The sequence below is a fragment of the Sphingobium sp. S6 genome (assembly GCF_905120495.1).
In the GTDB taxonomy this organism is placed as follows: domain Bacteria; phylum Pseudomonadota; class Alphaproteobacteria; order Sphingomonadales; family Sphingomonadaceae; genus Sphingobium; species Sphingobium agri.
Genome location: NZ_CAJHOG010000003.1, coordinates 28318 through 43534, shown reverse-complemented (window position 1 = coordinate 43534; position 15217 = coordinate 28318). Strand labels below are relative to the sequence as shown.

Annotated in this window: 13 protein-coding genes; 8 read left to right on the top strand and 5 right to left on the bottom strand. The window is 60.4% G+C overall.

All coding sequences use genetic code 11. The annotated features are described in order from the left end of the window. Positions 1-49: 49 nt before the first annotated feature. From SPHS8_RS10910 to hflK, 5 genes are all read right to left on the bottom strand, one after another. Positions 50-454: a hypothetical protein gene (locus SPHS8_RS10910; RefSeq protein WP_236575095.1), complete on the bottom strand. Its 405-nt coding sequence runs from the start codon at positions 452-454 to the stop codon at positions 50-52. 26 nt (positions 455-480) lie between these two features. Further along, complete coding sequence (locus tag SPHS8_RS10905) at positions 481-2112, bottom strand: helicase HerA-like domain-containing protein (protein ID WP_201515554.1); 1632 nt, start codon at positions 2110-2112, stop codon at positions 481-483. A 122-nt stretch (positions 2113-2234) separates the two neighbouring features. After that, positions 2235-3749 (bottom strand): Do family serine endopeptidase, encoded by a 1515-nt coding sequence (locus SPHS8_RS10900; protein ID WP_097092282.1) that lies wholly within the window; start codon positions 3747-3749, stop codon positions 2235-2237. A gap of 136 nt (positions 3750-3885) precedes the next feature. Then, positions 3886-4737 carry a protease modulator HflC gene (gene hflC / locus SPHS8_RS10895; protein ID WP_097092281.1) on the bottom strand — a complete coding sequence of 284 codons (852 nt, stop codon included), beginning with the start codon at positions 4735-4737 and terminating at the stop codon, positions 3886-3888. Next, complete coding sequence (hflK, locus tag SPHS8_RS10890) at positions 4737-5867, bottom strand: FtsH protease activity modulator HflK (RefSeq protein WP_176502227.1); 1131 nt, start codon at positions 5865-5867, stop codon at positions 4737-4739. The genes hflC and hflK overlap by 1 nt, the downstream gene beginning before the upstream one ends. A 73-nt stretch (positions 5868-5940) precedes the next feature. On the opposite strand from hflK, the gene SPHS8_RS10885 reads away from it, so the two are divergent. The 8 genes from SPHS8_RS10885 (at position 5941) to SPHS8_RS10850 (ending at position 15195) form a co-directional block, all read left to right on the top strand. Further along, complete coding sequence (locus tag SPHS8_RS10885; protein ID WP_201515553.1) at positions 5941-6900, top strand: Mrp/NBP35 family ATP-binding protein; 960 nt, start codon at positions 5941-5943, stop codon at positions 6898-6900. Positions 6901-6969: 69 nt separating this feature from the next. Beyond that, positions 6970-7404: a CoA-binding protein gene (locus SPHS8_RS10880; RefSeq protein ID WP_201515552.1), complete on the top strand. Its 435-nt coding sequence runs from the start codon at positions 6970-6972 to the stop codon at positions 7402-7404. A gap of 39 nt (positions 7405-7443) precedes the next feature. After that, positions 7444-9720, top strand: coding sequence for a xanthine dehydrogenase family protein molybdopterin-binding subunit (locus SPHS8_RS10875; RefSeq protein WP_201515551.1), 2277 nt, complete (start codon positions 7444-7446; stop codon positions 9718-9720). 8 nt (positions 9721-9728) lie between these two features. Continuing rightward, the gene (gene hemH / locus SPHS8_RS10870) at positions 9729-10727 is read left to right on the top strand and encodes a ferrochelatase (protein ID WP_201515550.1); all 999 of its coding nucleotides are present in this window, start codon (positions 9729-9731) and stop codon (positions 10725-10727) included. Between the two features lies 1 nt (position 10728). Next, a complete protein-coding gene (phbB, locus tag SPHS8_RS10865; RefSeq protein ID WP_201515549.1) occupies positions 10729-11451 on the top strand; it encodes an acetoacetyl-CoA reductase in 723 nt (240 codons plus the stop codon). Continuing rightward, a complete protein-coding gene (locus SPHS8_RS10860; protein ID WP_201515548.1) occupies positions 11451-11738 on the top strand; it encodes a ribbon-helix-helix domain-containing protein in 288 nt (95 codons plus the stop codon). Before phbB ends, SPHS8_RS10860 begins: the two co-directional genes overlap by 1 nt. Positions 11739-11807: 69 nt before the next feature. Further along, positions 11808-14249, top strand: a complete 2442-nt coding sequence (locus SPHS8_RS10855) for a TonB-dependent receptor (protein ID WP_201515547.1) — start codon at positions 11808-11810, stop codon at positions 14247-14249. Positions 14250-14427: 178 nt separating this feature from the next. Then, positions 14428-15195, top strand: a complete 768-nt coding sequence (locus tag SPHS8_RS10850) for an energy transducer TonB (protein ID WP_201515546.1) — start codon at positions 14428-14430, stop codon at positions 15193-15195. The last annotated feature ends 22 nt before the right edge of the window (positions 15196-15217 follow it).

Genomic DNA, 15217 nt, shown 5'->3' with positions numbered 1-15217 from the left:
AACAGCAGTTTTTGCAACGGCAAAACTCCTGCTTGGCCACTCCCTGAACCTAGCGGTCGGGGTCAAGCAGAATGCCGCTGACCGACCCGTTGCGGACGGAGCATATGAAGGGAAGTGACCGCTGGCCACCGGCTGGGCCCACCTCGCCTTCGACTTCCCATCCTGTCGCCATCGACCTTGTGTTCACGCGCCCCACTATGCGCGCGCCCGCACCTGCCTCGTCACGTGCCTTTGCCGCGCAGGCGTTGCGTGCAGCGGTGGCGCTGCGGATGGAACCGTAGACGGGAGAGACATAGGGCTGCCGCTTCGCGTCACGTTCGGCTTGGCGGTCGCGAACGACGTCGCTGACGATCGCAGCGTCGGCTGCGCGGTGCAGATCGCGATAGTCCTGCGCCTCAACAGGCAGGGCAACAATCAAGGCCAGAGCGCAAATGGCAGTGCTTCCGATACGCATCCTGCTTCTCCCTTTGGGGCGATGCCCTATTTGAACAGGCTGCCCAATATGCCGCGCACAAGTTGCCCCGCCAACCCTCCGCTGGAAGAGCGGCGGCTCGATCCTCCGAACACCGCGCGGCCGAGTTCATTGGCGACTTGCCGTCCTACCGATGATGCGGCGGAGCGGGTAGCGGACTGGACCGCCCGGTCGAGGGCAGACGGTTTGGCGGCCTCTCGCGCAGCGGCTGCGTCCCGCTTCGCCTGCTCCTTGAGCTCGGCCTCGCGCTGCTTTGCTTCCAACTTGGTCTGAATGGCGGCCGCCTTGTCGGCCTCAACCTTCGCTTTTGCAGCCTGAGACGCCGCAGCGGCTGCTTGGCCCCGAGCCGCCAATATTTCTTCGGCAGACTCGCGATCGACAAGCGCGTCATATTTACCTTCACACGGAGAGAGGGATTGGATGACTGCCCGTTCCTTGGCGTCGACCGGACCCAGGCGGGAACGGGGCGGGGCGATCAGGGTACGTTGAACAATCCCGGGAGAGCCATCTTCCTGGAGCAGCGAGACCAGGGCCTCGCCTACCTTCAGTTCGGTGATCGCCATTTCCACGTCCAGATCGGGATTCACGCGGAATGTCTCGGCGGCAGCCTTGATGGCCTTCTGGTCGCGCGGCGTGAAGGCGCGCAAGGCGTGCTGAACGCGGTTGCCAAGCTGGCCCGCCACCTCTTCGGGAATGTCTATCGGATTCTGTGTGACGAAATAGATGCCCACGCCCTTGGAACGGATCAGCCGGACGACCTGCTCGATCTTGTCCGTCAGCGCCTTGGGAGCGTCATCAAATAGCAGATGCGCCTCGTCGAAGAAGAACACCAAAACCGGCTTGTCCGGGTCGCCGACCTCAGGAAGCGTTTCGAACAGTTCGCTGAGCAGCCAAAGGAGGAAGGTCGCGTACAGCTTCGGGCTCTGCATCAGCTTGTCTGCGGCCAGGATGTTGACATAGCCGCGTCCCTGATCGTCGACCTTCAGGAAGTCGTGGATATCAAGCGCGGGCTCCCCGAAGAAATGCGCACCGCCCTGGCTATCCAGTTGCAGCAACTGGCGCTGGATCGCTCCGACGCTTGCCTTGGTGACGTTGCCATAGCGGCTGGAAAGTTCTTCCGCATTCTCGGCGCAGTAGGCGAGCATCGATTGCAAATCACCAAGGTCGAGCAGCAGCAGCCCCTCCTCATCGGCATATCGGAACGCGATGGAGAGCACGCCTTCCTGCGTCTCATTGAGGCCCATCAAGCGGGCGAGGAGCAGCGGTCCCATTTCACTGACAGTAGTGCGGATCGGATGACCCTGCTCCCCGTAAAGGTCCCAGAAGATCGCCGGATTATCGGCGTAGCTGTAATCTTCCAGGCCGATCTCCTTTGCGCGGGCGACAAGCTTGTCGGCATTTTTTGCCGTGGGCGATCCCGCCATTGCAATGCCTGATAAATCGCCTTTCACGTCGGCGAGGAAAACCGGAACACCACGGGCGGAGAAGCTCTCCGCGATCCCTTGCAGCGTCACCGTCTTGCCGGTTCCCGTAGCGCCTGCGATCAGCCCATGACGGTTGGCCCGGCGCAAGTTAAGCGTTTGAGGAATGCCGCCGCCCGTGCCAGCTGCGCCAAGGCCGATGAAAATGCCGTCGCTCATGCGTCATGCTCCCCATAAGCATCGGGCCGCGCCTGCCGGACCCTGCTCACCATCTTAGTGGTGAGACAGGCAGTCCGGCAAGCGCGGCCCGATGCGATCTTAAACGCGTTATTCCCGGAAACTTACTTGTCCCGCAGACGCACCGGCAAAAATACCGCGGGTTGCCCGCGACGCAGTACCTGCAAGAGAATGGCACTTCGTCCTTGCGACGACACCTGCCGCACGGCCGCGTCCAAATCTGCCTGGCTGGCGACCGGACGGTTGTTGGCAGTGATGATCACATCGCCGCGACGCAGGCCCTTCGCTCCTGCGTCGGTGGAAGTATCGACAGCGGTGATGACGACGCCGCGCGTGTCGGCGGCGATGCCCAGCTGGCGGACGATGTTAGGCGTCAGCGGGATGGCCGAAATGCCGAGCGACTGCTGCGTCGCTTGCGCGCCACCGGATTGGTCGTCCGGCTGCTGCTGGTTGAAATCATCGTCCTGTTGCTGGGCGAAGCTGTTGAGCTCATCCTCTGATGGACGCTGGCCGACAATGGCGGTTACCGTCTGGCGCTGTCCATTGCGCAAGAGGACGATCGGCACCCGCGATCCGATCGGCTGCGATGCAACGATCGACGACAGGTTCTGGTCGGGCGTCACTTCCTGACCGGCCACGCTGACGATGACGTCGCCCGCCTTGATGCCTGCGCGGTCCGCGCCCTTGCCAGGTTCGACGCCCTGGACGAATTCGCCGCGGTTCTTTGCAAGACCAAGGGAATCTGCAAGGTCTTCGCCAAGCGGGCTGATCTGGATACCCAGATAGCCGCGCTTCACGCTCTGTCCCTTGCGGAGCGTGGCGACGATCGGCGCCGCCTGTTCGGACGGGATCGCAAATCCAATGCCCACATTGCCGCCCGATGGCGAAAGGATCTGGCTGTTGATGCCGATCACATTGCCGCGCATGTCGAACATCGGGCCACCGCTGTTGCCCTGATTGATCGACGCATCGGTCTGGATGAACTTGTCATAGGTCCCGCCCGTGCCGCGATGGACGGCTGAGATGATGCCCGCGGTGACGGTGCCCGACAGAGCGAAGGGGTTGCCGATGGCGATCACCCAATCGCCGACGCGCGCCTTCGTGCTGTCACCGAACTTGACGAACGGCAGCGCCTTCTTCGGCTCGATCTTCAACACTGCGATATCAGTGGCGGGGTCACGCCCGATCAGCTTTGCCGAATATTCCTCTCGGTTAGTGAGGGTCACCGTGATGGCATCGACCGACGCCCCTTCGGCGCCGGCGGACACGACATGGTTGTTGGTGACGATATAGCCGTCAGCCGAGATGATGAACCCTGAGCCAAGAGACTGCGCCTGCCGCGTCTGCGGCTTGGCACCAGGACCCTGGCCGAACAGGTCGCCGAAGGGCGTGCCCGCGAAAGGATTTTGAACCTGCACGCGCTGCTTGGTGGAAATATTGACCACCGCAGGCTGAAGCTTTTCCACCATGTCGGCCAAGCTGGCAGGCGCGCCGGCAGGTGCTGCGGCCTGCATGCCTTCATTTTGCGCGACCTGCGCGCCGACGTTCGGGCTGGATGTTACCGCGATGGCGGTGCCACCGAGAAGCAGGGCACCGGTAAGGGCATAAGCGTAACGCACTCGTGACGGTCCTCTCGTGATCTTGGCGAAGGAAGGGCGGGACTCGGAAGAGAGTCGGATGCGCCGCCCAGCCTTAACCCTCATTGAATGAAGCTGGTTCCGAAATGATCCCTGAACCTCTTCTGCATCTTACAGCTTATCGATCCCTTCCCTGGAATTGCTTCAGGAATTCATTGTCACGCGACAGCACCATAGTGGTGGAACCTGTCCGATCGGGCGCGAACGTGAAGCGGTAGGCCTGCATCGCCCGATAGAAGTCGTAGAATTGCGCGTCCTTGCCGAAGCTTTCCGCATAAATCCGCGCCGCATTCGCATCGGCTTCCGCCCGGATGATCTGCGCCTGCTTCGCGCCTTGCGCCCTGATAGTCAGCGCTTCCTGTTCGCGCGCAGTGCGCATCCGGGTGAAGGCGCTTTCCAGCGGCGCGCCATCCGGCAAGTCGGCGCGCTTGATCCTGACGTCTACGATCTCGGCGCCATATTGCCGCGCCACCCGGTTAAGCCCCGCTTCGATATTGTCCATCACCTGGCCGCGCTCAGGCGAGAGCAGGGCGGCGAATGGGCGCTTGCCAAGCTCGTTGCGAAGGGCCGAACCCAGGATGGGCCGCAGGGCGTCGGACACACGTTCCTCATTGCCTGCTGCGATGTACATGCGCAGCGGATCGACGATGCGATAGCGCGCAAACGCATCGACCTGCAACCGAAGCTGATCGGTCGACAGCACCTGCTGCCTCTCCATCTCGACCGACAAGACGCGCTTGTCGATCCAGACGATCTGATCGATGAACGGCCAGCGCAGGATCACGCCTGCGCCGGTTTTGCCGAAATCCTCATTGGGACGGTAGCGATTGACGATCTTCTTCGGGTCGCCGAAGCGCACGATCACGCCTTGCTTGGTTTCCGGCACGATCGCGATCGTGCTGCCGAGAAGCAGCAGGAGGGCAATGACGGAAAGTGCAAGCGCAACCGGATGGCGGACGAGCGTCGGCATTATTGACCTCCTTCCGCAGCAGCCGCACCGGACGATGCAGCCGCTCCCTGCGCGCGCCGCTTCAATTCCGGCAGCGGCAGGAACGGGGTGACATTGCCACTTTCGATTAGCGTCTTATCGACGTTGGACAGGACGCCCTCCATGGTTTCATAATACATGCGGCGGCGCGTCACGTCCGGCGACAGCTTATATTGTTCATAGACCTTGTCGAACGCAGCGGCTTCACCCTGAGCCTTGGCCGTCACCTGCTGCGCGGCCGCCCTTGCCTCGTTCAGATAGGTTTGGGCGGTCTGCTGAGCGGCCGAAACAGCCTTGAACGCATCGTTGACCGCAGTCGGCGGGTCGGCTTGCTTGATGGCAACGCCCTGCACCCGGATGCCGGACCTGTATCCGTCCAATATCTCCTGCATCCGCTGCTCGACCTGCTGTTCGATTTCCGTACGCCCCGCCCCCAGTGCATCGTCCAGGCTGACGCTGGCGACGACGGACCGCATGGCGCTTTCCGCGACTTCCCTGACAGTTGCGTCGGGATCGGACAGTTGGAACAGGTAAAGCTCAGGGCTGCGAATGTTCCAACGGACCGAATAGGCAAGGTCGATGATATTCTGGTCGCCGGTCAGCACCAGATTTTCGCTTTGCGCACTGGGTGAGCCGATGTCGATTGCGCGGATTTCCTCCACGTCGACGGTCGTCACATTTTCCAGCGGCGCAGGCAGAGTCAGGCTGATCCCAGGCGAGAGCGTGCGGCTATATTTGCCCAGCAACGTCACGACGCCGCGTTCCTGTGGCCCCACGCGGTGGAAGCAGGTGAGCACCAGCCACAACAGGATGAGAATGCCAACCGCAGCGGGCCAAAGCGTTTTTCCGGCAGGGCGCGGCGGCAGGTTGCCGAAGCCACCACCGCCGCCACCTTGGCCGAAGCTTTCGCGGCTGCGGCGCAGCAGTTCCTCTATAGCGGAAGGTCCTTTGCCGCCGGGAGCGCGGCCCGGTTGCGTCCATGGATTGCGTGGGCCGCCGTCGCCGCCCTTGCCCGAACCGTCACTGCCGTCAGGGCCATCGCTCTTGCCGCCCCAGGGGCCTTGGACCATGGCGCTGGCGATGCCTGGCATCCACCCGAAAAATCTCTTCATCCCGTCTCTATAGGAAGGGAGGGCCACGAAAAACAGTGCCCTTCGCAACGATTATTGCCTAGGAGGCGCTGTCATGACCGATCTTGAGAGTTTTGCCGCCCGCCTGAAGACACTGACCGATGGCCGCGCCAGCGCGCCCCGGATCAAGGATGGTGTCATGAGCCTGGCCTTGGATGTGGGCGGGCTTTCTCCCGAGCGGCGGGATGCCGTTGCTGCCGCGATCAAGGAAGGCGGCTTGCTGGTGCCGGGCGTGCAGGACGTGCGCATCGCCATGACGGCCGAAAGAAAAGCGCTCCGGATCATTGCCGTTGCTTCGGGCAAGGGAGGGGTGGGCAAGTCCACCCTTTCGGCAAATCTCGCCGTGGCGCTCAAGCGACTGGGCTTCGCGGTGGGATTGGTCGATGCCGACATTTATGGCCCGTCGCAAGCCAGGTTGATGGCGAGCGAAGATCAGAAGCCGCAGGCGCGGGACAAGCATCTTATCCCAGTGGAGAGCCCGTTCGGCATTCCAATGCTGTCGATGGCACATCTGGTCGAACCCGGCAAAGCACTGGCTTGGCGCGGGCCGATGGCGGGCAACGCCCTTTCGCAACTCATCGATGCCGATTGGGGCGACGTTGAGTTGCTGATCGTGGACATGCCCCCCGGGACCGGGGACGTTCAACTCTCCATGGTGCAAAAGCATAAGCCCGCCGGGGCTGTTATCGTGTCTACGCCGCAGGATTTGGCGCTTATCGACGCCACCCGTGCGGTCGGTCTGTTTGAGCAAACGAACGTGCCGCTGATCGGGCTTGTCGAGAATATGGCGGGCTATAGCTGTCCCCATTGCGGGGAAATCTCCGATCCGTTCGGCGCAGGTGGAGCGGAAGCTGCGGGCACAGCCATGGGCATGGCCTTTTTGGGGCGCATCCCGCTGGCGATAGACATTCGACGCCGGTCGGATGCGGGTGATCCTCCTGCCGCGGGCGATGACGTTTCGGGTCAGGCATTCCACGCCGTGGCAAAGCAAGTGGCCGACTGGCTACGAAGGTGAGCAAGAGCCGTGGGAACGGTTCTGCGGAGTCCGCGTCTTTCACCCCATGGCAAGGAAGGAAACAGAGTCATGCCGCTGACGCAGCCGCAGGATATCGCCGATCTGCTTGATGAGACGCGTACGATTGCCTTGGTCGGCATCTCCGACCGGCCCGGCAGACCGAGCTATGGCGTGATGAAATTCCTGCAGGACCATGGCTATCGCGTATTGCCGGTCAATCCCCAGATCGCCGGGGAGCATGTGCATGGGGAGTTTGTCTGGGCGCGCCTGGCCGACATTGGCGTTCCGATTGATCTGGTCGACATTTTTCGGCGCAGTGAAGCGGCTGGCGAGGCCGTTGATGATGCGATCGCGGCGGGTGCCAAGGCGGTTTGGATGCAACTGGGCGTGATCAACCAAGAGGCGGCGGAGCGCGCGGAAGCTGCTGGATTGAAGGTCGTGATGGACCGCTGCCCGGCCATCGATATCCCGCGGTTCAATATCCCACGGATTAGCGCGGATTAGCGCTTTCCAGTAGCACCAAGCCTCTTTATCACAATCATCATGACGCGCGCACTGCGGAGGCAGGCAAATCGTAACGGCACGGGAAGGGGGCTCGATCGGCGGACGCTGCTCGTCGGCGCCGGCGCGGCAGGAAGCCTGTTGCTTGCTTGGGGCGCATGGCCACGCACCTATCGCCCCAATCTGAACGCAGCTGCGGGCGAAACGGTCTTCAACGCCTTCCTCAAGATCGACAAGGCGGGCAGGATCCTTGTGATCGTGCCGCAAGCAGAGACCGGGCAGGGCGTGACGACCCTGCTGCCACAGATTTTAGCGGACGAACTGGGTGCCGACTGGCGAACCGTTGGCGTCCAAAGCGCGCCTGTCAGTCCGCTCTACGCCAATACGTTGCTGGCCAGAGAGTGGCTGGCTGATGATTGGTCGAGGCTGGCCGGTGGCGCGGGCGAGTGGGCGATCGGACAATATGCGACGCGGCGTGCCTTGATGTTGACCGGTGCTGGCACATCTGTCCCGATGTTCCATACAGCTTACCAAGAGGCAGGCGCCGCCGCCCGCGTGCTCCTGTGCAAAGCCGCTGCGGCACGCTGGGATGTGCCTTGGGAAAGCTGTGATATTCAAAATGGCATCATCACTGATGGGGGGCGGCGCACCCTAAAGATCGGTGAGGTCGCAGCCGAGGCGGCAGAATTGGACTTGCCGGACATTTTGCCCTTCCGGCAAGGTCAGGCTGACGGGCTGTTCGGACAGGATCTGCCGCGTCTCGACACGCCGTCGAAGATCGACGGCAGCCACAACTTTGCCGCCGACGTCCGATTGCCCGACATGCTTTTCGCTTCCATTCGCCAGGGACCGATAGGCAACGCCCTGCTTACGCGCGTGAACGAGCAGGCGGCAAAATCTGTCACCGGCTTTAGCAAGCTGGTGCGCACTGATCGTTGGGTCGCAGCCGTCGCGACAAACTGGTGGGCAGCGAACAAGGCGCTCGACCTGAGTGATCCAGTCTTTGAGCTATCGGGGTCTCCTGTAAGCAGCGCGGGCATCGATGCGGCTCTTGAACAGGCTTTTTCAGGCTCCTCTGGTCAACGGCTTTATTCGCGCGGTGATCTAAAGCCGCTGTTCGACAATGCGACGATCCTTGCCAGCGAGTTCAGCGTTGCGCCGGGCCTGCATCTGACGCTGGAACCCCCCTGCGCAACTGCTCGGGTCGGCGAGGGCGTCGCGGAGATATGGATGCCCGCCCAAGCTCCCGCGCTGGCGCGTACGGCGATAGCGGATGCCCTCGACATGCCGGAGGAGCAGGTGGTGCTTTACCCCCTCCACGCTGGCGGGTCGTTCGGCCGCAAGATGGATTTCGAGGTGGGCGTTCAGGCCGCCTTGATTGCCAGGGAAGTTGGACGCCCTGTCCAACTGCTCTGGTCCAGGCTGGAAGATGTAATCCAGGACCGTCCCGGCGCTCCGGCACATGCTAGGATGGCGGCAAAGCTCGGCCGCAATGGCGCGATCGAAGGATGGCTGGCGAAAGTGGCGGCGCCTTGCGCGATGACACAGACATGGAAGCGGATCGCGGACGGCAAATCCCCTCATGAAGCAAGCCGTGCCGCAGTTGATGCTTCAACGCGGCTCGCTGTGGCAGGCATGGAGCTGCCATATGCCATGCCGAATTGGGCGGTAGATCATTTTCCCGCCGATGTCGGCCTGCCGCTAGGCTTCACCCGGGGCAATGCGCATCTTTACGGCGCCTTCTTCACCGAAAGCTTCATTGACGAACTTGCTCACTTGGCGGGGATGGAAGCGCTCTCCTTTCGTATTCAGATGCTGGGTGGCAATCCGAGACTGGCGCATTGCTTGACCACGGTCGGAGCCATGGGCGGATGGCAGGGGGGCATCGAAGGAAGCGGTCAGGGCCTAGCAGTGCATGCGATCAATGGCGCCTATATCGCTGTCATGGTCGAAGCCGCCATCGATGGAAACAAACTGAACGTCGGCCGGATCATCGCTGCGGTTGATGGCGGTGAACAGGTCAATCCCGACATCGCACGTCAACAGGTCGAAAGCGGCCTCCTGTTCGGCCTGGCAGTGGCCATGGGTGCATCAGTGCCTTATGCAAAGGGAATGCCGACGCGTTCGATCCTCTCCCGCATGGGGTTGCCCCGCTTGCAGGATATTGGCGAGATTACCGTGGAGATGATCCGTAGCACGGCACCTCCTGCTGGTCTTACCGATATTGGGGCTCCCCCGGTTGCTCCAGCTATCGCCAATGCCCTCTTCACAGTCACGGGTCAGCGTTTCCGTCAACTCCCCATCTTGTCGCGGACATGACATCAAACATGGCAAATATCGGCGTTCTTCTGATCAATCTGGGCACGCCCGATGCACCGGATACTGCATCTGTGAGGCGCTATTTGGGTGAGTTTCTGTCTGACCAAAGGGTCGTGGAGATCCCAAAGCTATTGTGGCAACCCATATTGCGCGGACCGATCCTTCTCACCCGTCCAGCCAAATCCGCGAAGGCTTATCGGGAAGTCTGGCTCGATGAAGGCTCTCCGCTCGCGGTCTACACATGTGAGACCGCCGCAAGGCTGCAGGAACTTACAGGGCCTGAGATCAGGGTCGATTGGGCCATGCGCTATGGGAAGCCGTCCATCGCCGACCGGCTGAATGCGATGATTGCAGAGGGATGCAGCAGGATATTGCTGGCGCCGCTCTATCCGCAATATTGCGCGGCGACGACTGCAACGGCGCTCGATGCCTGTTATGCCGCTCTCGCGCGCCTGCGTGTCCAGCCCGCAATCCGCACCTTGCCGCCCTATTATGCTGACCCTTCCTACATTGAAGCGTTGCGCACCTCCACCGAGCGGCAGTTGGCTGCGCTGGATTTCAAACCGGACCTGCTGCTTGCCAGCTTCCACGGTATGCCTGAGCGTACGCGAACCCTGGGCGACCCCTATTATGATCAGTGCCGCGCCAGCGTTAAGCTTCTTCAGGATGCGCTTGGACGGGAAGTGAGGCTGTCGTTTCAGTCGCGGTTCGGGCGTGCGAAATGGCTGGGACCAGCAACGGATGAAACCCTGCGAGAGCTACCGGCTCAGGCTGTTCGATCCGTCGCCGTTCTCACCCCCGGATTTTCGGCGGATTGCCTGGAAACGCTTGAAGAAATCGCGATGCGTGGCCGGGAAGATTTTCTGGCGGCCGGTGGCGAGGCATTCGCTCATTTGCCCTGTCTGAACGCCTCGCCGGAAGCTATGATCCTTTACCGGAATCTGATCGGCCGTGAACTGGCGGGGTGGGTTCAAGATGGGTTTCGTCCAATTCGAGAGGGGAACTGACATGGACAGGGTAGCTATCGTAACGGGCGGAACGCGGGGTATTGGAGAGGCGATCAGCCTGGCGCTCAAGGAATTGGGCTGCAAAGTTGCCGCCAACTACGCTGGAAATGACGAGAAGGCGCGGGCATTTACAGACAGGACAGGGATCGACGCTTTCCGCTGGGACGTCGGCGATCATCAGGCTTGTCTGGACGGTTGCGCTGCGGTTGCCGAAAAACTGGGACCGGTCGATATCGTGGTGAACAATGCGGGCATCACACGCGATGGCGTACTCGCGAAGATGAACTTCGACGATTGGAACGAGGTCATGCGTATCAACCTTGGCGGTTGCTTCAATATGGCCAAGGCTACCTTTGGCGGCATGCGAGAGAGGAACTGGGGACGGATCGTCAATATCGGATCGATCAATGGTCAAGCCGGACAATATGGTCAGGTAAACTATGCTGCCGCCAAGTCCGGCATTCATGGCTTTACCAAGGCTCTTGCGCAGGAGGGGGCCAAGTTTGGCGTCACCGTAAATGCAATCGCGCCCGGCTATATCGACACCGACATGGTGGCTGCAGTGCCTGCCCAGGTCCTGGAGAAGATTGTCGCGAAGATCCCTGTCGGTCGCCTCGGTCAGGCTGAAGAGATCGCACGCGGTGTGGCATTTCTGTGCAGCGAAGAGGCAGGTTTTGTCACGGGCAGCACCATGTCCATCAACGGCGGCCAGCATATGTACTGATGGTCCAAGACGACGGAATAGAGGGGGGGCCGGGCTTAGCGGAAACGCCGTTCGCCCCTCCTGTTAAGCGCAGCGTGACGATCGCCGGACATCAGACCGCAATCAGCCTGGAGCCCATATTCTGGCAAGCCCTTCGTGCGAGCGCCGCGCGCAAGGGGCTGCCGCTTAACGCGCTGATTGCGCAGATCGACCTAGCAAGGCTGGCGGTTTCCGAGCCTCCAAACTTGGCGAGTGCTATCAGATGCTGGCTCTTTGCAGCGCTGAAAAATAATAATTATTCGCAATAGCGTTGACTCTGCGAACAGTTCGCAATAGCTGCCTCCTCAGCAATTAACGAAGAAGGGGGTTTCTGTTCGATGTCCAGCAGTTCCAAGTCGATCCCGTCATTTTTGGCACTTGGTTGCGTGAGCGCGATCGCCTTTGCGTCCACAGCGCATGCGCAGGATGGTGCCCCGGGCCCGAAGCTAGGTGGGATGACGGTAACGGACACAGCGATCGACGCGTCGGAGGTCAAGGTCGAACGAGCGGAGTCCCCCAAATATGTTCGCCCGTTGCTGGACACGCCGCAGACGATCACGGTGATCAACAAGGAAACGATCCAACAACAAAACCTTCTGACCCTGCGCGACGTACTTTCCACAGTGCCGGGCATCACCTTCGGCGCGGGGGAAGGTGGCTTCGGTTACGGCGATCGCATCATCCTGCGTGGTCAAGACGCCAAAAATGATGTCACGATTGATGGAGTGCGCTCAGGAGCATTCCTCAACCGCAATGAAGTCTATAATATCGAGCAGGTTGAAGTCACCAACGGCGCGAACTCCGTTATGAATGGTGGCGGGTCTGTGGCCGGAACCATCAACTTGGTTACAAAGCGCCCGCTAGCTGATGACCAGATCATTTTGAATGCCGGAATAGGCACGGATAATTATTACCGGGCGATTGTTGATGCCAATAAGCGTCTTAACGACCTCATTGCTGTTCGCATCAATGCCGTCTATCACGAAAATGACGTGCCTGGCCGTGATGTTGAATATTACAAGCGTTGGGGTATTGCTCCAGCAATTACCATCGGCATCGATGGTCCTACCAGCCTTACGTTGCAGGGCGAATATCTCGACGACGATGCGATGCCTCAATATGGCCTCCGCTACTATCCTGCGCAGGGCGGCATTCTGGATGAATTCGATCGGTCTGGCTATTATGGCTTTGCCAATGTCGATAAGCAGGACAGCACGACTAAGTCGCTGCAAGCGATTTTTAGCCACGCGTTCAATGATAGCTTGAAGATCCGCAATCTGACGCGTTACGAGAAGATCCATCAAGACACGATTACGAGCCAGCCTACGGGGGATTTTTGCTTCTCCTCGAGCCCGGCTCCCTGCATCTTCACTCCTTCGACGGGCACAGTCACTGTGCCTCCAGGCTTCTTCATGCCCAATCGCGGCAATGGTCGTGGGAACACGCGCTTTATCAATAACGAGACGGCCTACAATCAGATCGATCTTAGCGCTGATTTTGCGACGGGCGGGATAGAGCACACGCTGGTTCTCGGCGCCTCGGCGCTTTGGGAAAAATATAACCAACTCGCGGGCAACAGCCTTCGTGCGGCCGACGGTACAAACCCATTCGCAATTGCCTATCCGCTCGTAAGCATATCCAATCCGGGCGAAGTGGTGCAGGGCCCCGCAGGCTTTGTCTATGGCAGCAACAACTATGTCGGCCCGTTCAATTTTATCCGCGCTACGCGGACGTTGGGAGAGCAAACAAGCTACGCTGCCTACCTGTTCGATGCTATGAAGTTGACCGATTGGCTCGAGTTCAACGGCGGTATTCGCTATGAGAAGGTGAAAGGCACCAGCAGGACGGTCAGCTTCAATACGACGGCTGGCTCAGCTACTCTGGGTGATCCAACTGGCGTCACTACGCCGGCCAGGGTTGATGATAACCTCTTCTCCTACCGCGCCGGTTTGGTCGTCAAACCGACACCGAACACCAGCCTCTATGTCGCCTATGGCAATTCTAAACTGCCCTCGAAGGCTTCAGTGGACGGTTCGTGTGCCATTGACACAGGCACGGGCGGCGGAAATTGCAATGTGAAGCCTGAAACTACCAAAAATTACGAAATTGGTGTTAAGGCTGATCTGTTCGATGCCAAGCTCCTGCTAACTGCGGCGGCATTCCGTAATGATCGCAATCAGATCAAGGTGCTTTCGGGTGACCCACTGCTGCCGGATCAGGCGACCGATGGTAATCAGCGAGTCGAAGGTATTTCTCTCGGCGCATCGGGCAATATCACCAGTAACTGGACGATCTCTGCGAACTACATGTACCTGAAGAGCAAGATTCGGCAGGGTGTATCGGACTACTGTCTCGATAATCCCGGGTCGACCAGCACGACTGCTGGCAATTGCGCGAACAGCTTGGCTTTTCCTGATCCTACCCGCGGGTATGCGCTCACCAATACCCCCAAGCACTCTGGCAGCCTTTTCACAACCTATCGCTTCGACTTCGGCTTGGAACTGGGCTACGGCATCACTTACCAGGGTAAGTTCCTGCTGAACCAACCTACTCTCGCGCAACTTACTGCTGGCACCTATGTCGGCTACTATGTGCCGAGCTATACGATCCACCGGTTCATGGCGAATTACCCCATCACCGAAAATCTCAAGGCGCAGCTCAACGTCCAGAATTTCACCAATGAAAAATATGTGACGACGGTGCGCAACAATGTGAACGGTAGCTGGGCGCAGCCTGCTCCGACCCGTTCGGCGGTGTTCAGCCTAAACTATACTTTCTAACCCTGCGAAAATCCCCGGCGCTTGTCCCTTGCCGCGGGAAAGGGCGGGTGGCGATGCACTCCTCTCCTCGGGTCGCCACCCGCCTGACCTTAAGAAAAGAGAGGGGTGCGATTGATTCGCATTAGAACCCGCGCTATGTGCTTCGTCCGCAGGCAGTAGCCATAAAAGGGGAATGGGCATGCTTGGTGCGGCCGAACGGTTCATTGCAGATGATATCGCACCCGCCACTTTCCCGTCGGATGCTCCCCATCTTCTCCCACGTACCAGGCTAGATGAGGTTACGGCGACTGCGGGACCTCGCTATGGCGAGCGGCGGTCGATCAATCTTCCTGCTGTTTTGCTCATCATTCTTGTTCATGGCATTCTGATTTTCGTCCTGATGCAGGCGCGGCAACATGCTCAGCGCGTGCGGGAGACCCGCCTTTCCGTCGTTAACCTGATGCCGCCTCCGCCCCCGCCCGCCGATGACACTCCACCACCACCACCTTCAGCACCGCAAGTGGTAGCGCCGCCGCCTCTGGTGCACGTCCCGATGCCGCCGGTGCCGATCGCCACGACACCTGAGCCGACACCCGTCCGGGCTCCCGTGGTCCCTGTCATCGGCCCCGCTCCGGCTACCGTCGTCTCATCTGCTCCGGCTGCGCCCAGCACCGTGCAAGGTGGGGATCTCGCGACGCAGATGGTGTCTGGCAAGCCACCTCGCTATCCGATCGAGAGCCGCCGTAAGCGCGAGCAGGGGACGGTGTTGTTGGCATTGACCTTGGGGATCGATGGCGCAGTCGAGAGCCTGACCATTGCCCAGAGTAGCGGCTTTTCACGCCTGGATGCGGCTGCGCGTGACGCAGTTCGGACATGGCGCTGGAAACCGGCAATCCGCGATGGGCAGCCCGTCAAAGTAAAGGGCGTGGTGGAAATTCCCTTCGTCCTGCGCACCGAAGGCGCCTGACCCCAGAGCTGTTCAACAGAGT